This is a genomic window from Hoeflea sp. IMCC20628 (genome assembly GCF_001011155.1).
In the GTDB taxonomy this organism is placed as follows: Bacteria; Pseudomonadota; Alphaproteobacteria; order Rhizobiales; family Rhizobiaceae; genus Hoeflea.
On sequence record NZ_CP011479.1, the window covers coordinates 2,166,759 to 2,192,309 of the forward strand.

Here is a 25,551-nt window from a genome sequence, read left to right on the forward strand (position 1 = left end):
AGAAATATTCAAAAGAGCTTTTTTCCGGTTAACGCAAGCTCTAAACAGGCAGGCAATCGTGTTTCGGGAATTGAATGCACATGAACAATACATCTGAGTTCGGGCTGGTCATCGTCGCGGCCGGCCGTGGCGAACGCGCCGGTCAATCTGCGGACGGGCCAAAGCAATACCGCCTGATTGGCGGGCAGCCGGTGATTGCCGGAACTCTGGCGAGATTTCTGGCACATCCGGGCTGCGGAGACGTCGTGGTGGTCATTCATCCCGATGACGAAGCGCTCTACACCAAGGCTGTCTCCGGACTTTCCGGCGCAGACCGGGTCCGCACGGTGGCTGGCGGCGCCACCCGGCAGGCCTCGGTCCGTGCAGGGCTTGAAGCGCTGTCCGGCGCAGCGCCGCCTTATGTGCTGATCCATGACGCCGTGCGGCCATTTGTGAGCCACGCCAACATTGATGGCGTGCTTAAAGCGCTCCAGGCGGGACATAGCGCCGCCCTGCCCGCTGTCGCGGTCTCCGACACGCTCAAGCGCGGCGACGCATCCGGCAATGTTGTCGGTACCGTGCCGCGTGAAGGACTGTTCGGCGCGCAGACGCCCCAGGGTTTCGATTACGCAGCCATTTCAACAGCCCATGCCCGGGCCGACGCCGCTTCTGATACGGACTTCACCGATGATTGCGCCATTGCCGAGTGGGCGGGCCTCAGCGTGCGGCTGACGCCGGGCAGTCCGTCCAATATCAAACTTACCACAGCCGAGGATATCGCCATGGCCGACGAGAAGCTTGCACCGGCACGGTTGCCTGATGTGCGCACCGGAAACGGCTACGATGTGCACCGGCTGGTTCCGGGCAGCTTTGTCACCCTGTGCGGGGTGGATATCCCGCATGACCAGCGTCTGGACGGGCATTCCGATGCCGATGTCGGCCTGCACGCACTGACCGACGCACTGCTGGCAACTTGTGCTGCGGGCGATATCGGCGATCATTTCCCACCCTCCGACCCGCAGTGGCGTGGCACAGCCTCGCACATCTTTCTAAGTCATGCCGCAGACATCGTGCGAAAGGCCGGTGGCGTGATCATGAATGTGGATGTCACGCTGATCGCCGAAGAACCGAAGATCGGCCCGCACAGGCAGGTCATGCGGGAGGCGCTGGCCGGGATACTCGGAATCTCGGTTGAGCGCTGTTCGGTCAAGGCCACCACCAATGAAACCATCGGTTTTGCCGGCCGCCGCGAGGGCATCGCCGCTATTGCCACTGCCACGGTGGTGTTTGGAGACTATTCATGAGCGAGGCCGAGATGCTTGCCGGGTTGCGCGCCGACTGCCGCGGACTGGCGCAGGAAATCATCGACACTTTCCCCGTACCTGGCGGACTGGTTGCCACCGCTGAGTCTTGCACCGGCGGACTGATTGCCGGCGCGATTACCGATATCGCCGGATCATCGGCAGTGCTGGACCGCGGTTTCGTGACCTACTCCAATGAAGCCAAGCAGGACATGCTCGGGGTCAAACCCGCCACGCTTGCCGCTTTCGGAGCGGTGTCACCGCAAGTGGCGACCGAAATGGTGCTTGGCGCCCGCCGCCGTTCGCGGGCTGACTTCGCCGTGTCTGTGACCGGCGTGGCGGGACCGGGCGGCGGATCGCCGCACAAGCCTGTCGGGCTGGTCTGGATGGGACTGTCGGGACCGGGTGATCTGACCAGCGTTGTCGAACTGCGCTGGGATCCGTCCTGGAGCCGCGACATGATCCGCGCCGCAACGGTGCGGGCCGCACTTGAGGCATTGATCGGCCGGGCGACGCTGCTGTCAGTCTCTCAGGACACGCCTGCTTCGCCGTAAATTTCCCGGGCGCGTTTTTCAAACGCCTCGGCGAACATGCGGAAGGCACGGTCGAACATGGCGCCCATCAGTGCGCCGAGCATCCGGCTCTTGAACTCGTAGTCGATGAAGAACCGGACCTCGCAACCGCCGTTCTCCTGAGCCAGAAAAGTCCATTTGTTGTCGAGATATTTGAACGGGCCATCGAGGTATTTGACATCGATAGCCAGATCATCGGGCTTGAGCAGCACCTGACTGGTGAAGGTTTCGCGGATCTTCTTGTAGCCCACTGTCATGTCGGCAATCAGCAGGGTCTTGCCGTCGCGTTCCTTGCGCGAGCGAACGCTCAGCGCCTCGCACAGCGGCAGGAACTCGGGGTATCGCTCGACATCGGCAACCAGATCAAACATCTGGCGCGGCGAATGCGGAACCGGGCGTGTCGTTTCGTATGTTGGCATCGTCGTATTATGCGTTCACCGCAGCTGCCAGCTTGGCTTCGCGATTGGCCTTGAGCCTGGCGAAATCATCGCCGGCATGGTGCGAGGAACGGGTCAGCGGGCTGGACGACACCATCAGGAAGCCCTTGGTGTAGGCGATCTTCTCGTAGCTCTTGAAGTCCTCGGGCGTGACAAAATCCATCACCTCATGATGCTTGCGGGTCGGCTGCAGATATTGGCCGATGGTCATGAAATCGACCTCCGCAGAGCGCAGATCATCCATCAGTTGCAGCACTTCGTTGCGCTCTTCGCCCAGCCCCACCATGATACCTGACTTGGTGAACATTGTCGGGTCGAGCTCCTTGACCCGCTGCAATAAACGCAATGAATGGAAATAGCGCGCGCCCGGACGAACGGTGAGATAGTTGCCCGGCACGGTTTCGAGATTGTGGTTGAAGACGTCGGGCTTGGCCGCAACGACGCGTTCGAGCGCGCCGGGCTTGCGCAGGAAATCCGGTGTCAGAATTTCAATCGTCGTCTCGGGCGACATAGCGCGGATGGCCCAGATGACTTTTTCGAAATGCTCGGCGCCGCCATCGTCAAGATCGTCGCGGTCGACCGAAGTGATGACCACGTGCATCAGCCCCATCTGCTTGACCGCCTTGGCGACATTTTCCGGCTCGTTCATATCAAGCGCATTAGGCTTGCCGGTCATGACGTTGCAGAAGGCGCAGGCGCGGGTGCAGATCTCGCCCATGATCATGAAGGTGGCGTGCTTCTTGTCCCAGCACTCGCCAATATTGGGGCAACCGGCCTCCTCGCAAACCGTGACGAGATTGTTCTCTTTCACGATGGCGCGGGTTTCCTGATAGCCCTTGGAGGTGGGTGCGCGGACGCGGATCCATTCCGGCTTGCGCTTGACCTCGGTGTCGGGGCGCGCCTGCTTTTCCGGGTGCCTGACACGCTTGGCGACAGAGGCGGTGGCGACAGGCTTTGTGACGTCGAGGATCGTGACCATCAAAAGGTCCCTTTATATGCGTTGTGAATCAGCTGCTCTTGGAGCGACCGAAGACCCAGAGTATCAGGACGGCGCCGGCGATGGCGACGACCAGATTTCCGGCAAATCCGTAGTAGTTGATGTTGAGCACACCGGCGAGCGCGCTGCCGACAAAAGAGCCGGCGATGCCGACAAGTATGTTGGTCAACAGTCCATGTTCGCGGTTCATGGCGCGTTCGGCGACATAGCCGGCAATCAGACCGACCAGCAGCAGGCCGAAAAAGCCGAGCCCCGGCATGGCCAGGAACCCCATCTGATATTCCATCATCATCGTTTGTCTCCGTTGGCCGCGTCACCAAGGGCGCGCATGATCAACCAGAATGTAAGACCGAGCATCAGCCCCATCAATGCCAGGATGGCAGAAAGCGCAAGAATTCCGGCCACTCCCTCAAGCCGAACCGATCCGAACTCGACCGCACCGCGGCCGCGAATGGCCGCCAGACCGGCCAAGGCACCCAGAGCAGCGCCGCCGATCACCGGCAGCACCACAGCCTTTGGCAAGCGGCTTATGCCGCTCACGCGTTGAGTGCCCGTCCGTAGGCATCGAGCACGCTTTCCTTGAGCGTTTCCGAGATCGTCGGATGCGGGAAGATGGTATGCATCAGGTCTTCCTCGGTGGTTTCGAGATTCATCGCCACGACAAAGCCCTGGATCAGCTCGGTGACTTCCGCACCGACCAGATGGGCGCCCAAAAGCTCGCCGGTCTTCTTGTCGAAGATGGTCTTGACCATGCCCTGGTCTTCGCCGAGCGCAATGGCCTTGCCGTTGGCGACAAAGGGGAAGCGGCCGACGCGGATGTCGAGGCCCTGTTCCTTGGCTTTGGCTTCGGTGAGACCGACGGAGGCCACCTGTGGATTGCAATAGGTGCAGCCGGGAATTTTCAGCTTGTCCATCGGGTGGACGTTGGGCAGACCGGCAATCTTCTCGACGCAGATGACGGCTTCATGCTCGGCCTTGTGCGCCAGCATCGGCGGACCTGCGACATCGCCGATGGCGTAGACGCCGGGCACATTGGTCTTGCCGTAGCCATCGATGACGATGCAGCCACGATCGGTCTTGACGCCGAGCGTTTCGAGGCCGAGATTTTCGATGTTGCCCTGAACGCCGACAGCCGAGATCATCCGGTCTGCAGTAATTTTCTCGACCTTGCCGTCCTTGAGTTCGACATGGGCGGTGACCGAGTCAGCGCCCTTTTCGACCTTGGTGACCTTGGCTTCGAGCATGATCTTCATGCCCTGCTTATCGAACTGCTTCTTGGCGAAAGCGGAAATCTCCGCGTCCTCGACCGGCATCACGGTTTTCATGACTTCGACCACGGTCACATCGACACCCATGGTGCGGTAGAACGAGGCGAACTCGATACCGATGGCGCCGGAGCCCATGACCAGCAACGATTTCGGCATTTTTTCGGGCTTCATCGCCTCGAAATAGGTCCAGATCAGCTTGCCATCGGGCTCGATGCCGGGCAGAGCGCGGGGCCGCGCGCCGGTGGCGACGATAATGTGCTTGGCGGTGTAAGTGCCCTCGCCCAGCGTGTTCTTGGGGATCGGGCCCTGCGGCTCGACGATCTTCTTGGTGGTCTTGGCAACGACAATCTCGCCGGGCTTGGTGAGTTTCGCCTCGCCCCAGATGACGTCGACCTTGTTCTTCTTCATCAGAAAGCCGACGCCGCCATTCATCCGCTCGGCAATACCGCGCGAGCGCTTGACGATGGCTTCGATATCCGGCGTCACTGTGCCTTCGAGCTTGAGGCCATAGTTCTTGGCGTGTTCTGAGAGATGCAGTACTTCCGCCGAGCGCAGCAGCGCCTTGGTCGGGATACAGCCCCAGTTGGAGCAGATGCCGGCCAGATGTTCGCGCTCGACCACGGCGGTCTTGAGGCCCAACTGGGCGGCGCGGATGGCTGCGATGTAGCCGCCGGGGCCGGAGCCAATGATGATCACGTCGTAATTGTTTGACACGCCTCGTCTCCTCTAAATCAGGGCGGACGGACCCACGTCCGCCCTGCCGTCAGTTCAGGGCGTGTCAGGACAATTTCAGCCCGCCAGCATCCCGTAGATTTCGTCCTTGAGCTTCAGGCGTTCTTTCCGCATTTCTTCCATGTGGAAATCGTCCGTCGGCTCTACATCGGTTTCGGCGCGGTGGATGGCCCGGTTGGCGTCGTGATAGGCATCAAAGAGTTTGGCGAAATGGGCATCGCTCTGTTTCATTTCATGCATTTTCGCGACGTGCTCGGGAAATTCCTCCGCCAACTCGTGGGGTGTATTTGACATCAATCATCTCCTCGTTGTTTTGGTGATGACTGCAGTCTATCCGCCCTTGGTCCCTGTTCTCCTTGACCCTGGTCAATTGTTCTAAAATCAGTGCCCCAACAAAAGCCGGGCCACCGGCACCAAACCGCGGCCAATTGCACGCGTGTTCCCTGCATCCAGATGTACGCCATCGATGGACGAGCACTGAGCCACAGATCCTGCATCGAAGAAGCCCGCGCCGGTATCGTCGGCCAGATCGGCATAGAACGATGCCAGCATCGCCGATTGGGCGACACCGCCCTCGAACATCGCGGCAAAATCCGGGTCAGCGGTTTGAACCAGCGGCGGCGGTGAGACCACCAGAACCTGCGGCGGTTCCTGATCCGTCACCGGCCAGGCATGCAGCCGAACCAGATCGAGCAAACGCCGCATGCCCTTGGATGAGGCATGCGCCGTACCGGCGACAACCGGCTTCATGTCATTCGACCCGAGCATGATGATCACCAGATCGAGCGGCGCATGGGTATGAAGCACAGTCGGTAACGTGCGAGCGCCATTGCGATCGCAATCGCCGGTGTGATCATCAAACACCGTGGTCCGGCCATTGAGCCCATCGGCCACCACATGAACGCCCTCACCCAGTGAAGCAGCCAGCACGGACGACCAGCGATCCCCGAGCGCATGCCGGGACCGGGCTTCCGGATCATAGCCCCACGTCAACGAGTCGCCATAGCAGAGAACGGTTTTCATCATTCCACCTTTCGACGGCAGATTATCGCCGCCGGCCCTGCGTCAGCCGCCAAGCTTGCGAAGCCCCAGCGCCACGAACAGGAACAGCACACCGTTGGACACAAGCTCGATTCCGAGCAACAGGCCAAGAATTGTCGTTGCCGAGGACGGAAGGCCGGCAAGGATCATCACGCCAAGCACCACCGAAATCAGGCCTGAGGCCAGAACCCAGACCCAGCCACTGGCGGGCTTCAACGCGAAAGCTAGCATGGTCTTGGCAACACCGGTCAACAGGAACAACACCGCCACCAGCAATGTCAGCGGGACGCTGCCTGCCAACGGATCGGCGACCAGCACGAAGCCGACGATGAGCGAGAGCACACCGAGCCCGAGCGACCACATGAAGCCCGGCCAGTCGCGGACGCGAAAGGCATGAACCACCTGGATGACGCCTTGCATCAGAAAGATCCAGCCAGCCAGAACGACCGCGAGAATGGTGGCCCCGAACGGATTGAGCAGCGCCATGAAGCCGCCGACGATGCACAGCACCGCCAGAACCGCCATCCAGGTCCAGGTCCTGCCGAAACTCTCGTTCACACCATTGTCAGCCATACGCGTTCTCCAGTGTTGATCGTCGAGTCTCTCAGACCAGCATGCCCATCGGGCTTTGAATGTAGCCCTTGAAGGCTGCGAGCAATTGGGCACCAAGCGCGCCATCGACGGCGCGGTGATCTGTCGACAGGGTGACGCTCATCACCGTGGCGATTGCCAGTGCGCCATCCTTGACCACTGGGCGCTGTTCGCCCGCACCCACGGCCAGAATGGTCGCATGCGGCGGGTTGATCACGGCGGCAAAGTCCTTGACGCCCATCATGCCCATGTTGGACACCGAGGAGGTGCCACCCTGATATTCTTCAGGTTTGAGCTTGCGGTCCTTGGCGCGCTTGCCAAGATCCTTCATCTCGTTGGAGATGGCAGACAGGGTCTTTTGTTCAGCCGAGCGGATGATCGGAGTGATCAGGCCGCCGGGGATCGAGACTGCAACGCCAACATCGGAATGCTTGTGCATCACCATGTTCTCGTCGGTCCAGGAGACATTGGCATCAGGCACATCACGCAAGGCCAGTGCCAGCGCCTTGATCACCATGTCGTTGACCGAAAGCTTGTAGACCGGCTTGTCGTCCTTGATCGGAGCAGCCTTGTTGAGCTGGGCGCGCAATGCCAGCAGCGCATCGAGCTCGCAATCGACGGTGACGTAGAAATGCGGGATGGTCTGCTTGGATTCCTGCAGGCGACGGGCAATGGTCTTGCGCATGCCGTCATGCTTGACCAACTCGTAGGAGCCTTCGGCGAAGTTCTTGAGGACTGCGTCGTCCGACATGCCCTTGGCGGCGGCAACTGGTGCGGCAGCGGCTGCTGCCTGCGGTGCAGCGGCAGCCTTGCCTGTGCCAGCGGCCATCGCCGCTTCGACATCGGCCTTGATCACGCGGCCATGCGGGCCGGAACCCGAAATCGCAGAGACATCGAGCCCGGCATCCTTGGCGATGCGGCGCGCCAGCGGCGAAGAAAACGTGCGTTCGCCCGAAGCAGAAACCGGTGCCGGAGGGGCAGCGGGCGCTGCGGGATTGACGTCGCGGATCGGCAGGTTGTCAGGCGTCGGGGCAGATTCCGTCTTGGCGGCTTCGGCCTTGGGCGCCTCGGCAGGTGCTGCGGCGGGCGCAGCAGCAGCTTCGCCACCGCCCTTGGCAGCATCCTCGACGCTTTCACCTTCGGCGGCGAGAATGGCGATCAGGTCATTGACCTTGACGCCCTCGGTGCCGGCAGCAACGACAAGCTTGGCAACGGTGCCTTCATCGATGGATTCGACTTCCATCGTCGCCTTGTCGGTCTCTATTTCGCAGAGAACGTCACCGGAGGAGACCTTGTCACCTTCCTTGACCATCCATTTGGCGAGGTTTCCCTCTTCCATGGTCGGCGACAGGGCGGGCATTGTGATGTTGATGGGCATCTTTCAGTCCTCCCTTTAAAGCCTGTAGGTGACGGCTTTGACCGCCTCGACAACCTCGGCGACATTCGGCAACGCCAGTTTCTCGAGATTTGCGGCGTAGGGCATCGGAACGTCCTTGCCGGCAATGGTGATGATCGGCGCATCAAGGTAATCGAACGCCTGCTGCTGCACCCGCGTGGCGATCTCGGTGCCGACGGAATTCTGCGGATAGCCTTCCTCGACGGTGACCAGACGGCCGGTCTTCTTGACACTTTCGATCACTGTCGGAAGGTCCATCGGACGGATGGTGCGCAGGTCGATGAGTTCGACATCGATGCCGAGTGCGGAAAGTTCTTCGACTGCCTTGACCGCATAATTCATGCCGATGCCGAAGGAGACGATGGTGACATCCTTGCCGGACTTGTGAACGCGGGCCTTGCCGATCGGCAGGACGAAATCATCCATCTTCGGCACATCGAAGGTGTGGCCGTAAAGGATCTCGTTTTCGAGGAAGATCACCGGGTTGGGGTCGCGGATGGCGGCCTTGAGCAAGCCCTTGGCGTCGGCTGCCGAGTAAGGCATGACAACCTTGAGCCCGGGAATGGCACTGTACCAGGCGGCATAGCACTGCGAGTGCTGGGCACCGACGCGGGAGGCAGCACCATTGGCGCCGCGGAACACGATCGGCGCACCCATCTGGCCGCCGGACATGTAGAGGGTCTTGGCGGCGGAGTTGATGATCTGGTCGATCGCCTGCATGGCGAAGTTGAAGGTCATGAACTCGACGATCGGCCGGAGACCGGCCATGGCCGCACCAACGCCGACGCCGGTAAAGCCGTGCTCGGTGATCGGGGTGTCGACGACGCGGCGTGCGCCGAATTCGGCCAACAGGCCCTGGGAGATCTTGTAGGCGCCCTGGTACTCGGCAACCTCTTCGCCCATCAGGAAGACATCCTCATTGGCGCGCATTTCCTCGGCCATGGCGTCGCGAAGCGCTTCACGCACGGTGGTCGGGACCATTTCGGTTCCTGCCGGGATATCCGGATCGGACGCGATGGCATTTTCAACCGGTGCCTTGGGCGCAGCTGGCACAGGGGCGGCGGCATCAGCCTTGGGCTCTTCCGCGGCAGGAGCCGGAGCGGCTTCCGCAGCTTTGGCAGAGCCGATGTCGGAGGCGCTTTCGCCCTCTTCCAGGATCACGGCAATAACCGCGTTGACCTTGACGTTTTCGGTCCCGGCAGGAACGACGATCTTGCCGAGCACGCCCTCATCGATGGCTTCCACTTCCATGGTTGCCTTGTCGGTTTCAATTTCGGCCAGCACATCACCGGAGGTGACCTTGTCGCCTTCGTTCTTGAGCCATTTGGACAGCGTGCCTTCTTCCATGGTCGGGGAAAGCGCGGGCATCAGGATATCAATCGGCATGGTGGTTCCCTCCCCTTAAAGCAGAATGTCGGTGTAGAGCTCGGACGGATCCGGCTCCGGACTGTTCTGGGCGAAGTCTGCTGCATCCGCCACCACATCGCGCACCTTCTTGTCGATGGACTTGAGGTCATCCTCGGACGCGTGCTTGAGTTCGAGGATGCGCGCCTTGACCTGTTCGATCGGGTCGTGCTCGGAGCGCATCTTCTGGACTTCGTCCTTGGTGCGGTATTTCGCCGGGTCGGACATGGAGTGACCACGATAACGATAGGTCAGCATTTCGAGAATGATCGGCCCCTTGCCCGAGCGGCAGTGAGCAACGGCCTCAACGGCTGCGGCGTGCACGGCGCGCACATCCATGCCATCAACCTGATGGCCGGGAATGCCGAAGGAATTGCCGCGCAGCGAGAAGTTCGACTGCGCCGAAGACCGCGCCGTGGATGTGCCCATGGCGTAACGGTTATTTTCGACGATGTAGATCACCGGCAGTTTCCACAGAGCCGCCATGTTGAAGCTCTCATAGACCTGACCCTGGTTGGCCGCGCCATCGCCGAAATAGGCGACCGAGACATTGTCATTGCCGCGATACTTGTTGGCGAAGCCAAGCCCGGTGCCCAGCGACACCTGACCGCCGACGATGCCGTGGCCGCCGTAGAAATTCTTTTCCTTGGAGAACATGTGCATGGAGCCGCCCTTGCCATGCGAATAGCCGTCACGGCGTCCTGTGAGCTCGGCCATAACGCCGCGAGCTTCCATGCCGCAAGCCAGCATGTGGCCGTGATCGCGGTAGCCGGTGATGACCTGATCGCCATCCTTGAGCGCCGACTGCATGCCGACGACAACAGCTTCCTGACCGATGTAGAGATGGCAGAAGCCGCCGATGAAGCCCATGCCATACAACTGGCCGGCCTTCTCTTCGAAACGGCGGATCATCAGCATGTCGCTGTAAGCCTTGATCTCGGCTGCTTTGTCGAAATCGGTAATTCCGCCGTTCAGCCCGCTTTTCTCGGCAGGCTTCTTGCGGGATGCGGCTGTGGCAGTTTTACGGGGTGCCATGTCATCCTCCCAGTGGTCATGTTGCATAGACCATATGGAAAATGACATCTGTCAGCAAGGGTATAAACGCATGGCTGGTATGATTGTTATGTCTTTGTAATTGCTAATTATTTCAACAATTAACTGAATTTCGGTTAATTAGTGGCGCCGGTGAAATACACAACTTCATCCTCGCGGGCCACGTTCAACAGCAGCCGCGCCCGTTCGTCGAGCATGTCGGCTTCCACCGCGCCATCGCTCAACAACATGACCTTGCGTTCGAGATGTTGCCTGCGTTCGGTCAGGCTTGCAAGCCGTTCGGTCAATTCGACACGCCTGATCTCCAGTGCTTCAGCCGAGTCGAGACCGAAGGCGCCATGCCATGAATGGAAACCGAAATAGGCGAAACATCCAATTGAAAGCGCCGGGATTACCCAACGGATCCATGATCGTTTCTTTTTGAACTGTGTCCGCATTCGAAAAACGCCTTACCCCTGCGAGGGGGCAAAGATGGCAGACCATGCTTAATATAGCGTTAGCCGATTGTGCGGGATGGTGCGTTGCACACGAAAAAGCCCGCGCCGATGCGCGGGCTTGATGTGACCTGGTGCAGGGGAACCGGATTGAACCGGTCGCGGGCGGCTTATCCGCGCAGGACGGAAGTCCCGGCATAGGCTGCTTCGACGCCGAGTTCTTCCTCGATGCGGATCAGCTGGTTGTATTTCGCCAGACGGTCCGACCGCGACAGGGAACCGGTCTTGATCTGTCCGCAATTGGTGGCGACTGCCAGATCAGCGATGGTTGAATCCTCGGTTTCGCCCGAGCGATGGCTCATCACGGCGGTGTAACCGGCCTTGTGCGCAGTCTCGACCGCATCCAGCGTTTCCGACAGCGTGCCGATCTGGTTGACCTTGACCAGGATCGAATTGGCGACGCCCATCTTGATGCCGTCGCGCAGCCGCGCGGAGTTGGTGACAAACAGATCATCGCCGACCAGCTGGCACTTGTCGCCAATCATTTCGGTCAGCGTTTTCCAACCGTCCCAGTCATCTTCTGCCATGCCGTCTTCAATCGAGATGATCGGGTATTTGGCAGCGAGTTCTGCGTAATAGGCAGCCATTTCCGCGCTATCGAGAATACGTCCCTCGCCTGCCAGATCGTATTTGCCGTCCTTGAAGAACTCGGTCGAGGCCGGATCGAGGGCGAGATAGATATCTTCGCCTGGACGATAGCCTGCCTTTTCGATGGATTTCATGATCAGGTCGAGCGCCTCGGGAGCACTCTTCAGATCGGGTGCGAAACCGCCCTCGTCGCCGACATTGGTGTTGTAGCCGCCGGCTGCGAGTTCCTTTTTCAATGTGTGGAACACTTCAGAGCCCATGCGGACTGCGTCGCTGAGCGTGTCGGCGCCGACCGGCATGATCATGAATTCCTGGAAGTCGATCGGATTGTCGGCGTGTGCCCCGCCATTGATGATGTTCATCATCGGCACCGGCAGCAACCGCGCATTGGCACCGCCGACATAGCGGTAAAGCGGCAGGCCGCTGGCCTGGGCGGACGCGCGGGCGGCTGCGAGCGACACGCCGAGAATGGCGTTGGCGCCGAGCTTGCTCTTGTTGGCGGTGCCATCGAGCGCGATCATCGCCTTGTCGAGCGCGATCTGGCCTTCGGCATCCATGCCGCAGATGTTGTCGCGCAGATCACCATTGACCGCAGCGACGGCCTTTTGCACGCCCTTGCCAAGATAGCGGCTGCCACCATCGCGCAGTTCAACGGCTTCATGAGCTCCGGTCGAGGCACCTGAGGGAACCATGGCGCGGCCCATGGAGCCGTCCTCGAGATGAACGTCAACCTCAACCGTCGGGTTTCCGCGGCTGTCGAGGATTTCCCGTCCGACAATATCGATAATGGCGGTCATGGTCTGGTTCCTTCCAATTTGTGGCGATGGCTCAAGTGGCGTTGCGCCGTCTTACCGCACTACGGCGAAAAATCAATTGTATCCGGCGAAGCACCCGGCGAACAGGCAATGATTGGTGTGGCGACCAGACTTCACGCGATGCCGGAACACCCGCGCCCTGTTGCCGACATCTCCCGGCCTTGTCGCGCCAACACTGGCTCAACAGCCTGTACCTGATTTATGAGCCGTTAGAATTGCAGTCATTTTGTTAACCCCGGCTTCACAGATCGGTAACCGCTCCGCTCTACATTTACGCAGATGGCGGGGGCAATGGCGCAACGCATGATGCGACAGATCCCGATGAAATTGATCCATGATCTTCAGATCTGACGAAGCGGAATTCCAACATGAAACTGAATATCGGTCGCAGTCTCGTAGCATTCGCAATCGTGATTTGCATCGGCCTCATCGGCTTGATCGCAGTCAACAGATACATCCTGTCGGAACTGAAAGTGAATGGCCCGACCTACCAGCAGATTGTCCAGGGCAAGGACCTGATCGCCGACACGCTTCCGCCACCGCTCTATCTGGTGGAAGCCTACATGCTGACCAACGAGATGACGGTTCATCCGACAATCCTGGACCTCAACACATCTAAGCTTGAAGCCCTCAAGAAGACCTATGACGAGCGCAAGGCCCATTGGCTGAAAACCGCTCTGGACCAGACACTTGCAGCAAAATTGCAGGAAGATGTCCTCGCCAGCGGGGATGCCTTCTGGGCCATCGTCTATGACCGGTTTCTTCCCGCCAGCATGGCTGGAGACAACGATGCTGCGACTATCGCGCTGGGTGATCTTCACACCGTCTTTCAAACCCATTCGGAAGCGGTGCATGCGTTCGCCCAGCTTGCCGCTTCGTCCCTCGCCGCGACTGAAACCAAAGCCCGCTCCACCGATTTGTGGTTTTCCAACCTGACCTTGCTTGCAGGCGCGGTTTCAATCCTGATTTTCCTGGCCGGTCTTTCGCTGTTCCGCAAACGGGCCATCGTGCCGCTCACCGACATGAAAAACTACATGTGGGTTCTGGCCAATGGGGACTATTCCGTTGCAGTGCCGCATGCCTCCCGCAAGGACGAAATCGGTCAAATGGCGCAGTCGGTCGCCCATTTCCGCCAAACCGCCATCGAACGGATTGCCGCGAAAGATCAACTCGAAAACGAGGAGGCCGACCGGCAGCGCCTGGAAGCCAATGCTGCTGAAACCAAGGCCGCCGCGGACCAGGATCGGGTTCGGGTGATTGAGGCGCTGACCACGGGGCTGGAGCACCTTTCGGCCGGAAACCTGGGCTACCGCATTCACGAGACATTTGCCCCGGATTACGAAAAACTGCGCACGGTGTTCAATGTTTCCATCGGTTCCCTCGGTCAAACCATCCAGGAAATATCCCTGACAACCGATTCGGTTCGTCTCGCATCCGCGGAAATTGGCGCTGCAGCCGACAATCTGTCGCAGCGTACCGAGCAACAGGCAGCCTCGCTGGAGGAAACAGCAGCGGCGCTGGATGAAATCACCTCGGCGGTGAAAAGCTCCGCACTGCGCGCCGAAGAAGCCAGCGACATGGTCGGACAGGCCAAAACCGGCGCCGAAGACTCGGGCAAGGTGGTTCAGACCGCGATTTCGGCGATGGAGAAGATCGCAGATTCGTCGAAGCGGATCAGCCAGATCATCTCGGTGATTGACGACATCGCCTTCCAGACCAATTTGCTGGCGCTCAATGCCGGCGTCGAAGCCGCGCGTGCCGGCGATGCCGGCCGGGGATTTGCGGTCGTGGCCCAGGAGGTGCGCGAACTGGCCCAGCGCTCGGCCAGTGCCGCCAAGGAAATCAAGACCCTGATCCACACTTCCTCGACGCAGGTTGGCACCGGGGTATCACTGGTCAATGAGACCGGCTCGGCGCTCGGAAAAATCGAGACCCAGGTGGTCCAGATCAATGATCTGATCCGGGCGATTGTTACCGGTGCACGCGAACAATCGGCGTCGCTTGCCGAAATCAACGCCGCCATCAATCAGATGGACCAGGTCACCCAGCAAAACGCCGCCATGGTCGAGCAAACCAACGCAGCCACGCAAGGCCTTTCCGGCGAGGCGGTCAAGCTCGACAGCCTGGTGGCGCGGTTTGATACCGGAGCCGCCTCCCGGGAAACGCGACTGCAGAATCAGGCACCTGTGGCTGCAAGCCCGTCGTCGCGCCCTGCACAGTCGCCGGCGCGTGCGCTGGGGGCCAAGGTGGCGTCGGCCTTCGGTCTGGGCACCACCTCGGCAGCCGCCAGACAAGACGAGAAATGGGACGGTTTCTGAACCCACCGAATTTCATAGGGTAACGCAACTCAGACCGCCGGGGATAAGACGGCGGTCTTTTTTCATGATCGCTGTCGTTGGCAGTGAAAAAATCGGGTTAAGCCGGTTTAACGCTTGGCCACCGCGTCGAACGCCATCAGGGTTTCGAGCAATCGTGGCAGATCCTTGAGCGGGATCATGTTGGGGCCGTCCGACGAGGTGGAATTGTCGGGATCCTCGTGGGTCTCGATAAAGACGCCTGCGACACCGACGGCGACAGCGGCGCGGGCGAGCGTTTCGACGAAACGGCGTTCGCCGCCCGAAGTGGCGCCCTGCCCGCCGGGCTGCTGCACCGAATGGGTGGCGTCGAAAATCACCGGGGCGCCGGTGTCGGCCATGATCGGCAGCGCCCGCATATCGCTGACAAGCGTGTTGTAGCCGAACGAGGCGCCGCGCTCGGTCAGCAGCACGTTTGGATTGCCCGAGCCGGTGATCTTGGCAAGCACGTTCTTCATGTCCCAAGGCGCGAGAAACTGGCCCTTCTTGACGTTGATGACCTTGCCGGTGTTGGCGGCAGCGACGAGCAGGTCTGTCTGGCGTGACAGGAAAGCAGGGATCTGCAGCACATCGACATGCGGGGCGACGATGGCGCATTGTTCCTCAGAGTGGATGTCGGTCAGCACCGGCAGGCCGAGTTCTTTGCGCAGATCGTCAAACACCGGCAGCGCTGCATCGATGCCCGCGCCGCGGGTGCTGGTCAGCGAGGTGCGGTTGGCCTTGTCGTAGCTGGATTTATAGACCAGCCCGAGCCCGAGCTTGCCGCACAGTTCCTTGAGCGCGCCAGCCATGTCGAAGGCATGACCGCGGGATTCGAACTGGCAGGGGCCGGCAATCAGGGTCAGCGGCAGATTGTTGCCGAAGACGGCATTGCCGACGGTGACTTCAGTGTTGGGCTTGATGCTCATCGGCTTTGCTCGAAACAGTAATAGGCGCCCTGTCCCGGCGCCGGATTGACGATCAGGCGGGAGCCGAACTCGCGCGCGGCAACGCCATTTGCGTGCAGCAGTTCGGTGAGCGCGACCAGATCAGCGACCCTGAACACCACGGCGCGCCCCAGCAACCCGCGTTCGGCAGAGCCATCGAGGACGCCGAAATGGGATTCCATACCGGCCTTGTTGAAGACGGTGACGGTGGTGCTTTCGAGCTCAACCGACATGCCGAAGGAATTGGCGTCGACCTCGCGGTTGCAGGCCAGTTCCTGAATGAAATACTGGAAATCGGTCGGATTGGGCTCCGACAGGATGATTTCGCAGACCCCGGTGACGCCATTGGCGTGGGCGGTCAGCGCCGAACGGTCGGCGGCTGGCATGTTGACGCGTTCGACGGCGAAGCCGAAGAAATCCGGCGTGCGCAGATCGGCGGCAAACGCCAGCTTGAAGCTGGCGTCCTGCCTGGAACCGTCGGGAAATGCCATGGCCCTCGAGAATTCGAGCAGGTCGCCGCCCGACATGCCCAGCGCGCGAAAGCGGTCATGATCGGCATCGGCATCGCTGGAGCCAACCACGAAGGCGCTGAAGCCGTTGTCGCCACGGCGGAACCGGTAGGCCTGGTCGCGGGCGACAAACACGTTGCCGCGGCGCGCAGCCTCTTCGCAGTCCTCGCGCGAGGCAATGGCCAGCGGTTCAAGATAGGTTCCGTCGTCAAAGAACACGCAGGCATTTTCGGTGCCGAAGGGGTGAAGTGCTTCGGCGGCCACGGTGAAGCCGAGAGCAGCGTGGCGGGCGCGCGCAGTCTCGAGATCCTCGACCGGCAGTACAAGATGATCGAGGGGACGGCGGGTGCGCGGTGATGGCATCGTCGGTTTACTCCATTTGGGTTTCCCTTATCAGCAAGCTTGGACCCGGTGCAACTGTTGGAACGCCAGCAAAGCCACCACCCTTGCGGGAATCACGCCCAGACGCTATTTGAAGGACCTGTTGGAACGGGAGTTGATCTTGACGGAGCTGTTTGCCGCCGCGCTGAAGCGCAGCCGTGTCGCGATATCACTGATGCTGGTGGCGCTGACGCTTTCGGCTTGCGCATCCTCGGGATCAACCGAGGCGGTGCTCAGTCCGGTGGCGCCGACAACTGAAAAATATGCGGCGATCGTGGTCGACGTAAAGAGCGGCAAGATGCTTTACGGCGCCAATGCCAACGAGCTTCGCTATCCGGCCTCGCTGACCAAGATGATGACGCTGTTCCTGATGTTCGAAGCCATGGATGCGGGCCGCGTCAACCGTGACGACCTGATCCCGATTTCCAAGAATGCCTCGCGGCGCCCGCCCTCGAAACTCGGCCTGAAGCCCGGCCAGACGATTCCGGTCGACACGGCAATCCGGGTGCTGGTGGTCAAATCCGCCAATGACGTGGCCACCGCAGTGGCCGAATTTCTGGGTGGCTCGGAAGCCCGCTTCGCCGAGATGATGACCGCCAAGGCGCGGACGCTGGGCATGAGCCGCACGACATTCAAGAATGCCTCGGGCCTGCCTGACTCGGACCAGGTGACGACGGCCACCGACATGGCGCGGCTGTCGATCGCGCTTCGGCGGACCTTTCCGCACTACTACTCCTATTTCAACCAGCGCGAAGTGACGGTGGCAGGACGCACCATCAAGGGCCACAACAAGGCGATGGACATGATCCCCGGCGCCGACGGGCTGAAAACCGGCTACACCCGCGCCTCGGGCTTCAACCTCGCCACCTCGGTGACACGCAGCGGCAAATCGGTGGTCGGCGTGGTGATGGGTGAAAACACCTCGGCGATCCGCAACGCGCGGATGGCGCAGCTGATGTCGACCTATGTGAAAAAAGCCAAATAGGCTTCGCCTGTCAACGGCTTGCGCGGCATGGCCACTCGAAGCCAAGGCCTATACCTGATCACGGGCCTTCGCAGGTGATGCCAACTGGCGGATCGTCCTCTATCTGCACAAAACCGATCTGGACCGGCATGGTGTCGTGATCGCCACGCAGCAACCGGATTGCCGCGACCCGCCGGGTCGCCTGCTGATCCATCAGATCGATGCGGAAGACCTCGCCATCATCAAAATTCTGGGCCTTGGACACCACCTCGCCCGGAAAACCGGCCTCGGTGGTCAATTCCCGGTCGCCCATGGCAATCCGCACCGACAGCACATTGGGCACTGGACCGGCGCCGAGCACGATCTCGATGCTGGAATCAAATTTCAAATCGGTGCAGGTGATCGACACGGTGGCATGGGCCGGACTTGCGAGCGGCACAGCCAGAGCCACGGCTGCAAGAGATGTCAGAAACGCATTTCGAAGTCGCATGGTTTGGTCCTCCTCAGGCGCAATGGTTTGTCTGTTCCGGCTGGCCTGATGATGACCAATGCCGCCGGGATGACGGGCGCGCCACGCTGATCAAGTGTCTCAAACTTCCGATTTCGCGGCAAGAGCGATCCATCGAACGCTCATTGGCTGTCGGGCGGCACGGGGTTCGATCCGGTTTTCCAACGCGAAATGCACCCGCGCGGTGCGCCGCCGGGGTATCAGATCAGGCAGGTATCCGGAGGGCCGCACGCGGGCTTTGCCTTACGGAATGAGGGGTAGAAGGGGTGGCGCAGCGCGCGCACGGCCCGAACTTCGCCGGATGATGTCCGCATCCGACAGGCGGCGCCTTGCACCCTCGGGAGTTCATCCCCGCCCGGATTGCTCCGGCCGCGATCTGGACCGACCGCGGGAGTGGTTCTCGACGTTCCGGCACGGACGCTGAAGGCCATCCGGCCCTCATGTCCGCCACAGGCCCGGACCGGTGTCGGCGCTCCTTAGCCGCCAGTTGGCTGGCACGGAACGAAACCCGGCCCGGTGGCTGGCTTTGCACGGTCACTTGCGACCGCCCGCCAGCGGAACCCCGATGGCCTCCGCCTCCTCCCGACAGTCACCGCACGTTACGGCAAGGTTCGAAAGGCATTCCTCCCGCCTGGTCCAACACGTTCGCGATCCATCCGGCAGCGGGAGCGACATGAGTGTGGCATGGGGTGGAAGGGTGGGGAAAAAATGGCGGAGGATTTTTGTTAGTGGACACCGATCTTCGTCATCCTCGGCCACCGAGCCGAGGATCCATTCCGTAATGCTTCCACGCGTCAACTGTTTGGATAGATCACTGAATGGATCCCAGGGTCGGGGCCCTGGGATGACGAATTGAGAGATCTTGCCAGAGACAGAGGGCGTCGCTTGAAAGCCGAAATGCTCCCCTCACCTGAAAAATCCATGACTTGGAGTTGCGCACCAGTATCATGATTTTTTTCCTCTCCCACCAGGGGACAGGGGAAAGCGCGTCACACCACCGGTCTCGCTCCGAGTTCATCCTCGGCCTCGGTGGAGAGCAGGTCGGCGCCGGGTTCGGCCTGGCGTTCGTCGTCGACTTTTTTCAGCACCGCCTCGTCAACACCGGTGTCGGTGACTTCGTCATTGGCCTGGTCTCTGGGTGCGGGACTTGACGGCGGTGTCGGAGGCAAGGCGGATTTGGGTTCGGGGGACGGTGTCTTGCCGGGTGCGGGTTTGGTGCCGGGCTTCTGTTTTGGCTGTTCGGCGGTGGGGACCGAATCGCCGGCGTCGAAGCGCAGGCGGTAGATTGGTTCGGGCAGCGCGAAGCCGGCGACTTCGAGCGCTGTCTTGACGGTGCGGATCGCCTCGGAGCGGGCCTTGACGAAATCAGTCTCGGTCTGGTTGATCCAGCCGGAGACGCCAATCAAGACGTTGGAATCACCGATTTTTTCGATCCAGGCGCCGGGCTCTGGCTTGGTGAGCACGAAGCCGAGGCCGACAAGGGTCTGCTGGCAGATGGCGAGAGCCTCCTGCAGTGTGCTGTCAGCGTCGACGCCGAGCTCGAAGGAGAAGCGGCGTTCGGGGTTGCGCGAGTAGTTGACGATTGTTGCCTTGAACACGGTGGCGTTGGGGATGCGGATGTGGTTGCCGTCGATGTCCATCAGGATGGTGGCGCGCGAGGTCAGGCGAATGACAAACCCCTCCATGCCCTCGAGCGCGATGAAATCACGCGGCTGGAACGGCTGGCGGATCGAAAGCAGGATCGAGGCGATGTAGTTTTCCACCGTGTCCTTGACGGCGAAACCGATGGCCAGACCGATGATGCCGACGGCGCCCAAAATGGTGCCGAGCACAGCCGTTGCGCCCAAAATATCGAGAGCCACGACGGCGCCGAGCATCAGGAAGGCCAGCCAGACAGTCTGGCGCAGCAGATCGGCGATAAAAGCGTTGGGGGTGAGCCAGCCCCAGGGTTGCTTGCGGGTGGTGATGAACCAGCCCAGCAGGCCGATCAGCAGCCAGACCATTGCTGCGACCAGCACCAGCGGCAGGTAATCTAGTGTCTGCTGCATCCGGGTTTCGAAACGGCCGATCACCGGCTTGAGGCGTTCGGTGACGGCGGTCTGTTCGGTCAGGCGGTTCTCGATGGCGACCACACCGGCAACACGGCTGACAAGATCTTCTGCCTTCTGGGCCAATGCCGCTTCTTCGACCTGGCCGCTGAGTCGGACGACTCCGGAGGTGACCGAGACGCCAAGGTGGCCGAGTCCGTCGATTTCGCGAAAGATGGTCTGGATACGGTTGCGGATCTGGGCATCGGCGGTGACCGCATCGCCGATCTCGATGACCGGGCCTGCCGGCTCCTTGGTCTCCTGCGCGAAAGCTGGGCTGGCAAGACCGAGCGCGAGGGCGAGAGCCATGATGGGTACGAGGAGGCGGGGGAAACAGCTGACATGCCGCATGGTGGCGTTCCTGATCTTGTTACTGCTGGTCTGGCGGCATACGGCATCAATAGCCGACCAGACCTGCTGCGGACCAAACTAGCCCGAACCGGCACCGGCAGCCAACCGTTTTGGGGAAATGCGCGCGTGCGGGTGTTCAAAGACGAATTTTGCGCGTCTTGCGGGACGGAACCGGCCGGGTGCGCTATGTCCTTTCCATCAAGCAAAAACAGTTTGTGACAAGACCGCGCCGAACAGCGAAAAACGTAGCAGATTCAAGGAGCGCAAATGCACGCTCCACTTAGGTGACAGGGCATGAAGCGGGACAATAGAGGATGAGTGCAGAGAGCGCCGAATGAGCACCAACATGACCAGGACCCGGCGGTGGACGAGGATTGCCTTGCTGGTGGCGTTTTACGGCTGCCTGATCGCTGGCGGACGCTGGCTGGGAATGGCAATCGAAAACAGCCTGCAGGTGGCGTCGATCACGCAAGCGGGCATGCCCTATCTCGGTGCGATCGCTGCCATTCTGGTTGCCTATGTTGTTCTGACTGCGATTCCGTTCGTGCCGGGAACCGAAATCGGCGTGGCGCTGCTGATGGTGTTCGGCGCGCCGATTGCGATTTTTGTCTATCTTGCGACCATCACAGCCCTGACGCTGGCGTTTACGGTGGGGCGGCTGGTGCCGGAACGCCGGCTTGCTGGATGGCTCAATCGCCACGGCTTTGTCCGCGCGGCGACACTGATCGAAGCGTTTGAGCGGCTGGGACCAAACGGCCGTGACCGCTACCTGACACAGCACGCACCGCGGTGGCTCAAGCCTTGGCTTGTCGACCACCGGATGATCACCTTCATCGTGCTTATCAACCTGCCCGGCAACACGTTGCTTGGCGGCGGCGGCGGCATTGCGCTGGTCACCGGGCTGAGTAAGCTGATGTCGGTTCCGCAGTTTTTTCTGGGCGTCTGCCTGGCGGTGGCCCCGGTGCCGATTGCGGTGATGGCGACGAGCTGGTTTGGCAGCTGACGCCTTCGCGTGAATATTTAACTTAAACCCGCATTGGTTGCAATTCAGTCGACCGAGACAATCGCCGATTTCTGGCAATATGAGCCAATTTGTCGCAGTCTGTAGGGCCATATGGCCGTTGCAGCACCGTTGCTGTGCAAGAAATTATTTTGGGGGAAAGACATGCGTGGAATCGGATTCAGCTTTTTTATTATCGGCGTACTTTGCGTAACACTTGGGATGATTTGGGGAATTCAAATGGCAATCTCGGGCGACCACATGCTGGCGCCCGCCCATGCCCACCTCAATCTGGTCGGCTGGGTCACCATGGCGCTGTTCGGGCTGTACTACACCTTGACGCCATCAGCTGCGGCGACGGGGCTGGCGAAAATTCACCTGGGATTGGCGGTCGCCGGCGTCGTGGTGATGGTTCCCGGCATCGCCATGGTGCTCAAGGGCGGTGGCGACGGGATTGCGGCGGCGGGATCGATGCTGACAGCAGCCTCGATGCTGGTGTTCCTTTACACGGTCTTCAAGCACGGTCTCGGCAAACAGGCCTGATATCACTGCGCGCCAGTGTTCGACTGAAGCTGGCGTGCCTGCCCTACCCGAACATCCAGCCGATGAAGAACCGTATAGAGGCTCCAGCCGGACCGAAATGAATCAGGCGGATCTGGCCATCACGCGCCAGAGGGCCATTGTTGCTTCGATCACAGCCAAACCGGCAATGAGAACCAGAAGCGGCGTCGCTCCGACTTCCACAATCATCCATCCTGCAATCAGCGGGAACCCGAATATTCCAACGAAATAGCTGAGCGCGAACACCTGAAGTGTCTGCGCACTCAGGTCGTCCCTGGCATCGTTGGCGGTCATGGCGACAAGAATCGGATAGGACACGCCGTAACCGACCCCAAACAGAACCGCGACGAGCAGATAAAGCGGCAGACTTGCGCCGCTGAAGATGAAAATCACGATACTCAGTGACATGACATACTGAAGCAGCGAAATTGTCAGGTAGGGAGTTTTGCCACCCTTAAAGCGGGCAAGGATCAGTCTGAGCACCACCACGGTAATGGTGTAGGTCAAAAAGAAATCGGCATAATCGAGGCCCCGCGTGTCCGCAAACACGGTCTGAAAATTATTCAGACCTGCGAAGATGCTTGCGCCAAGACAGACCATGGTCACCGGCAAAAGCGCGGGCGACTTCAAAACGCCCTGTAACGCGGCAATGGTGATCCGCGACGGAGCCTCGGCGCGGGGGCTGATCGCGTGGGCCTTGATCGGAGCATCCAGCAGTAAAAACAGGACAGCACTGACGATGCACAGTGTTGCAGTCACATAAAAAGCATCACGCACGGAGTATCCCGAACTCTCAAGAGCAGATGCGAGGACCGGGGAAAGCCCAAAGCCGGCCATCACGAAAACCGAAAGCAGGGTGAAAAACCGGACCCTCTCATCGGCACGGACGAGACGTGTCAAAACGATCGGGCAGAGCGAATAGGTCAATCCCCAGCCAGCCCCCAGCAACAGGCTCGCGATAACCAAACCGGAGCCCACCCGGTCAAGGGAGCCGAACAGAAAAAGCGACGCGGAAATGGCGATGCAGGCCACCGCCAAAGTGCGAAGCCGCCCGAACAAATCGGACAGGTGGCCCGAATAATAAACCGTCACCAGCGTGGAGATTGTCGTCACCAGGAGCATCGACCCGACAATTTTCTCATTTGCTCCGAAGCTATCAAACAGCCGCGGCAGCATGAATGTCAGGCCATAGGCTCCAGACTGCAGGAAAACTGCAGAAAAAAACAGAAGGAATACAAAAAAACGTGACATATCAGGCGCCTAGAGTCGCGAGGAAGCCCTGGCGTAGTAACAGGCGGCAGGTGGCTTTGAAAGCAACTTCGGCGCTGCGGATTGTTGGACGCTGACGCGCGCAGATGTTCGCCGCGGACAGAACCAATCGCAGTTTCTGGAACCGGCGTCCGGGCGCGACAACGCAACAGGCCATACCGCAGACCGCAGCAGGCCTCAATGCGGTCCTCTGACAGATTCGGACCGTTTAAGGAAACTTGATCCTAGACCAGCCGAGATTGCTCGAGTGCGGCATGGATGAAGCTGGCGAACAGCGGATGCGGTTCCAGCGGCCTCGACTTGAGCTCGGGGTGATACTGCACGCCGATGAACCAGGGATGGACGTCCTGCGGATATTCGATGGTTTCGGGCAGCAGGCCGTCAGGCGAGATGCCTGAAAACACCAGACCGGCGGCTTCAAGCTGTTCCCTGAAGGCGATGTTGACCTCGTAGCGGTGACGATGCCGCTCGGAGACTTCGCTTGAACCATAGATGCCGGCAATCAGCGAGCCGGACTTGAGCGGATGCGGATAGGCGCCGAGCCGCATGGTGCCTCCGAGATCGCCATTGGCGGCGCGGGTCTCGAGCTGGTTGCCCTTGAGCCATTCGGTCATGATGCCGACGACATGAGTGCCGTTCTTGCGGTCGAATTCGGACGACATGGCGTCTTCGATGCCGGCCAGATTGCGCGCTGCATCGAGCACCGCCATCTGCATGCCGTAACAAATGCCGAAATAGGGAACCTTGCGTTCGCGGGCGAATTTCGCCGCAGCGATCTTGCCTTCCGCGCCGCGTTCGCCAAAGCCGCCGGGCACCAGAATGCCGTGGACCTTTTCAAGCCAGGGCGACGGGTCTTCCTTCTCGAATATCTCGGATTCGATCCATTCGAGATTGACCTTGACCCGGTTGGCGATGCCGCCGTGATAGAGCGCCTCGATCAGGGATTTGTAGGCGTCTTTCAGACCGGTGTATTTGCCGACGATGGCGATGGTGACTTCGCCTTCGGGGTTGTGAATGCGCTCGGAGACGGTTTCCCAGGCGCCCATGCGCGGTGCCGGCGCCGGGTCGATGCCGAAGGCTGCCAGCACCTCGGTGTCGAGGCCTTCCTTGTGGTAGGCGATCGGAACATCGTAGATCGAGGGCACATCTAGCGCCTGGATGACGGCGGAGGCGCGCACATTGCAGAACTGCGACAGCTTGCGGCGCTCTTCAGCCGGGATTTCGCGATCGGCGCGGACCAGCAGGATGTCGGGCGCGATGCCCATGGCCTGCAGTTCCTTGACCGAATGCTGGGTCGGCTTAGTCTTGAGCTCACCGGCTGCGGCAATCCAAGGCATCAGCGTGAGGTGGACATAGACGGCGTTGCCGCGCGGCAGGTCGTTGCCAAGCTGGCGGATCGCCTCGATGAAGGGCATCGCCTCGATGTCGCCGACGGTACCGCCGATTTCGCAGAGCACGAAATCATAGTCCTCGTTGCCCTCGAGCACGAAGTTCTTGATCTCGTTGGTAACGTGCGGAATCACCTGAACGGTTGCGCCGAGATAATCGCCGCGCCGTTCCTTGTCGATGATGTCCTTGTAGATGCGGCCGGTGGTGATGTTGTCGGACTTGACCGCCGAGCGCCCGGTGAAGCGCTCGTAATGGCCCAGATCCAGATCGGTCTCGGCGCCGTCGTCGGTGACAAACACCTCGCCGTGCTGGGTCGGACTCATGGTGCCCGGATCGACATTGAGATAGGGGTCGAGTTTGCGCAGCCGCACCCGGTAACCACGGGCCTGCAGGACTGCACCAAGGGCGGCTGAGGCAATGCCCTTGCCAAGCGAGGAGACCACGCCGCCGGTTATGAAAACATATCGCGCCATGGGGTTGAACCGATACCTTTAGAATACTGATTCCGCCACCCCAAAATTCCGGTGGCGCATATTAGTGGTGCATAACAATAGGTCTGCCATGAAAACCACATGAAAAAACCG

25 protein-coding genes are annotated in these 25,551 nt (G+C 60.4%); 6 read left to right on the forward strand and 19 right to left on the reverse strand.

Features of this window, described 5'->3' with window-relative positions:
- The first annotated feature begins 80 nt into the window (after positions 1-80).
- Both IMCC20628_RS10225 and IMCC20628_RS10230 read left to right on the forward strand, forming a co-directional pair.
- Positions 81-1,283, forward strand: coding sequence for a bifunctional 2-C-methyl-D-erythritol 4-phosphate cytidylyltransferase/2-C-methyl-D-erythritol 2,4-cyclodiphosphate synthase (locus tag IMCC20628_RS10225; RefSeq protein ID WP_082128099.1), 1,203 nt, complete (start codon positions 81-83; stop codon positions 1,281-1,283).
- Positions 1,280-1,834 (forward strand): CinA family protein, encoded by a 555-nt coding sequence (locus IMCC20628_RS10230; RefSeq protein ID WP_245307913.1) that lies wholly within the window; start codon positions 1,280-1,282, stop codon positions 1,832-1,834. The genes IMCC20628_RS10225 and IMCC20628_RS10230 overlap by 4 nt, the downstream gene beginning before the upstream one ends.
- On the opposite strand, the gene IMCC20628_RS10235 is transcribed toward IMCC20628_RS10230, so the two are convergent.
- From IMCC20628_RS10235 to eno, 13 genes are all read right to left on the reverse strand, one after another.
- A complete protein-coding gene (locus IMCC20628_RS10235; RefSeq protein ID WP_047030128.1) occupies positions 1,810-2,271 on the reverse strand; it encodes a type II toxin-antitoxin system RatA family toxin in 462 nt (153 codons plus the stop codon). The two genes, IMCC20628_RS10230 and IMCC20628_RS10235, sit on opposite strands and share 25 nt — an antisense overlap.
- Before the next feature lie 7 nt (positions 2,272-2,278).
- A complete protein-coding gene (lipA, locus tag IMCC20628_RS10240; protein WP_047030129.1) occupies positions 2,279-3,268 on the reverse strand; it encodes a lipoyl synthase in 990 nt (329 codons plus the stop codon).
- 28 nt (positions 3,269-3,296) lie between these two features.
- A complete protein-coding gene (locus tag IMCC20628_RS10245; protein WP_156174667.1) occupies positions 3,297-3,575 on the reverse strand; it encodes a GlsB/YeaQ/YmgE family stress response membrane protein in 279 nt (92 codons plus the stop codon).
- Positions 3,575-3,826: a hypothetical protein gene (locus IMCC20628_RS10250; RefSeq protein ID WP_047030130.1), complete on the reverse strand. Its 252-nt coding sequence runs from the start codon at positions 3,824-3,826 to the stop codon at positions 3,575-3,577. The genes IMCC20628_RS10245 and IMCC20628_RS10250 overlap by 1 nt, the downstream gene beginning before the upstream one ends.
- Complete coding sequence (gene lpdA / locus IMCC20628_RS10255) at positions 3,823-5,268, reverse strand: dihydrolipoyl dehydrogenase (RefSeq protein WP_047030131.1); 1,446 nt, start codon at positions 5,266-5,268, stop codon at positions 3,823-3,825. Before lpdA ends, IMCC20628_RS10250 begins: the two co-directional genes overlap by 4 nt.
- A gap of 75 nt (positions 5,269-5,343) precedes the next feature.
- Entirely contained in the window at positions 5,344-5,580 is a 237-nt protein-coding gene (locus IMCC20628_RS10260) for a YdcH family protein (protein ID WP_047030132.1), read from the reverse strand.
- A gap of 87 nt (positions 5,581-5,667) precedes the next feature.
- Positions 5,668-6,309 carry an SGNH/GDSL hydrolase family protein gene (locus IMCC20628_RS10265; protein WP_156174669.1) on the reverse strand — a complete coding sequence of 214 codons (642 nt, stop codon included), beginning with the start codon at positions 6,307-6,309 and terminating at the stop codon, positions 5,668-5,670.
- 42 nt (positions 6,310-6,351) lie between these two features.
- Positions 6,352-6,900: a DUF308 domain-containing protein gene (locus IMCC20628_RS10270; protein ID WP_047030134.1), complete on the reverse strand. Its 549-nt coding sequence runs from the start codon at positions 6,898-6,900 to the stop codon at positions 6,352-6,354.
- A gap of 31 nt (positions 6,901-6,931) precedes the next feature.
- Positions 6,932-8,296 (reverse strand): pyruvate dehydrogenase complex dihydrolipoamide acetyltransferase, encoded by a 1,365-nt coding sequence (locus IMCC20628_RS10275; protein WP_047030135.1) that lies wholly within the window; start codon positions 8,294-8,296, stop codon positions 6,932-6,934.
- A 15-nt stretch (positions 8,297-8,311) separates the two neighbouring features.
- The gene (locus IMCC20628_RS10280; protein WP_047030136.1) at positions 8,312-9,700 is read right to left on the reverse strand and encodes a pyruvate dehydrogenase complex E1 component subunit beta; all 1,389 of its coding nucleotides are present in this window, start codon (positions 9,698-9,700) and stop codon (positions 8,312-8,314) included.
- A 15-nt stretch (positions 9,701-9,715) separates the two neighbouring features.
- On the reverse strand, positions 9,716-10,753 hold the full coding sequence (pdhA, locus tag IMCC20628_RS10285; RefSeq protein ID WP_047030137.1) for a pyruvate dehydrogenase (acetyl-transferring) E1 component subunit alpha: 1,038 nt from the start codon (positions 10,751-10,753) through the stop codon (positions 9,716-9,718).
- A gap of 134 nt (positions 10,754-10,887) precedes the next feature.
- Positions 10,888-11,208, reverse strand: coding sequence for a septum formation initiator family protein (locus IMCC20628_RS10290; RefSeq protein WP_047030138.1), 321 nt, complete (start codon positions 11,206-11,208; stop codon positions 10,888-10,890).
- Between the two features lie 167 nt (positions 11,209-11,375).
- Positions 11,376-12,650 carry a phosphopyruvate hydratase gene (eno, locus tag IMCC20628_RS10295; protein WP_047030139.1) on the reverse strand — a complete coding sequence of 425 codons (1,275 nt, stop codon included), beginning with the start codon at positions 12,648-12,650 and terminating at the stop codon, positions 11,376-11,378.
- A 386-nt stretch (positions 12,651-13,036) separates the two neighbouring features.
- Between eno and IMCC20628_RS10300 the strand changes: the two genes are divergently transcribed.
- Complete coding sequence (locus tag IMCC20628_RS10300; RefSeq protein ID WP_047030140.1) at positions 13,037-14,986, forward strand: HAMP domain-containing methyl-accepting chemotaxis protein; 1,950 nt, start codon at positions 13,037-13,039, stop codon at positions 14,984-14,986.
- Positions 14,987-15,093: 107 nt separating this feature from the next.
- On the opposite strand, the gene kdsA is transcribed toward IMCC20628_RS10300, so the two are convergent.
- Together kdsA and IMCC20628_RS10310 are read right to left on the reverse strand one after the other, a co-directional pair.
- Positions 15,094-15,930, reverse strand: coding sequence for a 3-deoxy-8-phosphooctulonate synthase (kdsA, locus tag IMCC20628_RS10305; RefSeq protein WP_047030141.1), 837 nt, complete (start codon positions 15,928-15,930; stop codon positions 15,094-15,096).
- On the reverse strand, positions 15,927-16,820 hold the full coding sequence (locus IMCC20628_RS10310; protein ID WP_047030142.1) for a VOC family protein: 894 nt from the start codon (positions 16,818-16,820) through the stop codon (positions 15,927-15,929). Before IMCC20628_RS10310 ends, kdsA begins: the two co-directional genes overlap by 4 nt.
- 139 nt (positions 16,821-16,959) lie before the next feature.
- Between IMCC20628_RS10310 and IMCC20628_RS10315 the strand changes: the two genes are divergently transcribed.
- Entirely contained in the window at positions 16,960-17,823 is an 864-nt protein-coding gene (locus IMCC20628_RS10315) for a D-alanyl-D-alanine carboxypeptidase family protein (protein WP_245307914.1), read from the forward strand.
- A 58-nt stretch (positions 17,824-17,881) separates the two neighbouring features.
- On the opposite strand, the gene IMCC20628_RS10320 is transcribed toward IMCC20628_RS10315, so the two are convergent.
- Together IMCC20628_RS10320 and IMCC20628_RS10325 are read right to left on the reverse strand one after the other, a co-directional pair.
- A complete protein-coding gene (locus tag IMCC20628_RS10320) occupies positions 17,882-18,292 on the reverse strand; it encodes a hypothetical protein (protein WP_047030143.1) in 411 nt (136 codons plus the stop codon).
- Positions 18,293-19,299: 1,007 nt separating this feature from the next.
- The gene (locus tag IMCC20628_RS10325; protein ID WP_197078433.1) at positions 19,300-20,706 is read right to left on the reverse strand and encodes a mechanosensitive ion channel domain-containing protein; all 1,407 of its coding nucleotides are present in this window, start codon (positions 20,704-20,706) and stop codon (positions 19,300-19,302) included.
- A gap of 376 nt (positions 20,707-21,082) precedes the next feature.
- Between IMCC20628_RS10325 and IMCC20628_RS10330 the strand changes: the two genes are divergently transcribed.
- Together IMCC20628_RS10330 and IMCC20628_RS10335 are read left to right on the forward strand one after the other, a co-directional pair.
- Positions 21,083-21,751, forward strand: a complete 669-nt coding sequence (locus tag IMCC20628_RS10330) for a hypothetical protein (protein WP_052766383.1) — start codon at positions 21,083-21,085, stop codon at positions 21,749-21,751.
- Between the two features lie 237 nt (positions 21,752-21,988).
- Positions 21,989-22,291 carry a hypothetical protein gene (locus IMCC20628_RS10335; RefSeq protein WP_245307915.1) on the forward strand — a complete coding sequence of 101 codons (303 nt, stop codon included), beginning with the start codon at positions 21,989-21,991 and terminating at the stop codon, positions 22,289-22,291.
- Positions 22,292-22,393: 102 nt separating this feature from the next.
- Here IMCC20628_RS10335 and IMCC20628_RS10340 read toward each other — a convergent pair whose 3' ends face one another.
- Positions 22,394-23,560 (reverse strand): MFS transporter, encoded by a 1,167-nt coding sequence (locus IMCC20628_RS10340; protein ID WP_047030146.1) that lies wholly within the window; start codon positions 23,558-23,560, stop codon positions 22,394-22,396.
- 242 nt (positions 23,561-23,802) lie between these two features.
- Positions 23,803-25,440: a CTP synthase gene (locus IMCC20628_RS10345; protein WP_047030147.1), complete on the reverse strand. Its 1,638-nt coding sequence runs from the start codon at positions 25,438-25,440 to the stop codon at positions 23,803-23,805.
- Positions 25,441-25,551: the final 111 nt, after the last annotated feature.

Bases quoted from the DNA above. Each gene is read 5' to 3' on its own strand.
- IMCC20628_RS10235 (WP_047030128.1), bottom strand. From the start codon at position 2,271: ATGCCAACATACGAAACGACACGCCCGGTTCCGCATTCGCCGCGCCAG.
- eno (WP_047030139.1), bottom strand. From the start codon at position 12,650: ATGACCGCCATTATCGATATTGTCGGACGGGAAATCCTCGACAGCCGC.
- lipA (WP_047030129.1), bottom strand. From the start codon at position 3,268: ATGGTCACGATCCTCGACGTCACAAAGCCTGTCGCCACCGCCTCTGTC.
- IMCC20628_RS10345 (WP_047030147.1), bottom strand. From the start codon at position 25,440: ATGGCGCGATATGTTTTCATAACCGGCGGCGTGGTCTCCTCGCTTGGC.
- IMCC20628_RS10290 (WP_047030138.1), bottom strand. From the start codon at position 11,208: ATGCGGACACAGTTCAAAAAGAAACGATCATGGATCCGTTGGGTAATC.
- IMCC20628_RS10340 (WP_047030146.1), bottom strand. From the start codon at position 23,560: ATGTCACGTTTTTTTGTATTCCTTCTGTTTTTTTCTGCAGTTTTCCTG.
- IMCC20628_RS10335 (WP_245307915.1), top strand. From the start codon at position 21,989: ATGGCAATCTCGGGCGACCACATGCTGGCGCCCGCCCATGCCCACCTC.
- IMCC20628_RS10280 (WP_047030136.1), bottom strand. From the start codon at position 9,700: ATGCCGATTGATATCCTGATGCCCGCGCTTTCCCCGACCATGGAAGAA.
- IMCC20628_RS10330 (WP_052766383.1), top strand. From the start codon at position 21,083: ATGAGCACCAACATGACCAGGACCCGGCGGTGGACGAGGATTGCCTTG.
- IMCC20628_RS10300 (WP_047030140.1), top strand. From the start codon at position 13,037: ATGAAACTGAATATCGGTCGCAGTCTCGTAGCATTCGCAATCGTGATT.
- IMCC20628_RS10275 (WP_047030135.1), bottom strand. From the start codon at position 8,296: ATGCCCATCAACATCACAATGCCCGCCCTGTCGCCGACCATGGAAGAG.
- IMCC20628_RS10325 (WP_197078433.1), bottom strand. From the start codon at position 20,706: ATGGCTCTCGCCCTCGCGCTCGGTCTTGCCAGCCCAGCTTTCGCGCAG.
- IMCC20628_RS10260 (WP_047030132.1), bottom strand. From the start codon at position 5,580: ATGTCAAATACACCCCACGAGTTGGCGGAGGAATTTCCCGAGCACGTC.
- IMCC20628_RS10270 (WP_047030134.1), bottom strand. From the start codon at position 6,900: ATGGCTGACAATGGTGTGAACGAGAGTTTCGGCAGGACCTGGACCTGG.
- IMCC20628_RS10310 (WP_047030142.1), bottom strand. From the start codon at position 16,820: ATGCCATCACCGCGCACCCGCCGTCCCCTCGATCATCTTGTACTGCCG.
- pdhA (WP_047030137.1), bottom strand. From the start codon at position 10,753: ATGGCACCCCGTAAAACTGCCACAGCCGCATCCCGCAAGAAGCCTGCC.
- IMCC20628_RS10245 (WP_156174667.1), bottom strand. From the start codon at position 3,575: ATGATGGAATATCAGATGGGGTTCCTGGCCATGCCGGGGCTCGGCTTT.
- IMCC20628_RS10265 (WP_156174669.1), bottom strand. From the start codon at position 6,309: ATGAAAACCGTTCTCTGCTATGGCGACTCGTTGACGTGGGGCTATGAT.
- kdsA (WP_047030141.1), bottom strand. From the start codon at position 15,930: ATGAGCATCAAGCCCAACACTGAAGTCACCGTCGGCAATGCCGTCTTC.
- IMCC20628_RS10320 (WP_047030143.1), bottom strand. From the start codon at position 18,292: ATGCGACTTCGAAATGCGTTTCTGACATCTCTTGCAGCCGTGGCTCTG.
- IMCC20628_RS10225 (WP_082128099.1), top strand. From the start codon at position 81: ATGAACAATACATCTGAGTTCGGGCTGGTCATCGTCGCGGCCGGCCGT.
- IMCC20628_RS10230 (WP_245307913.1), top strand. From the start codon at position 1,280: ATGAGCGAGGCCGAGATGCTTGCCGGGTTGCGCGCCGACTGCCGCGGA.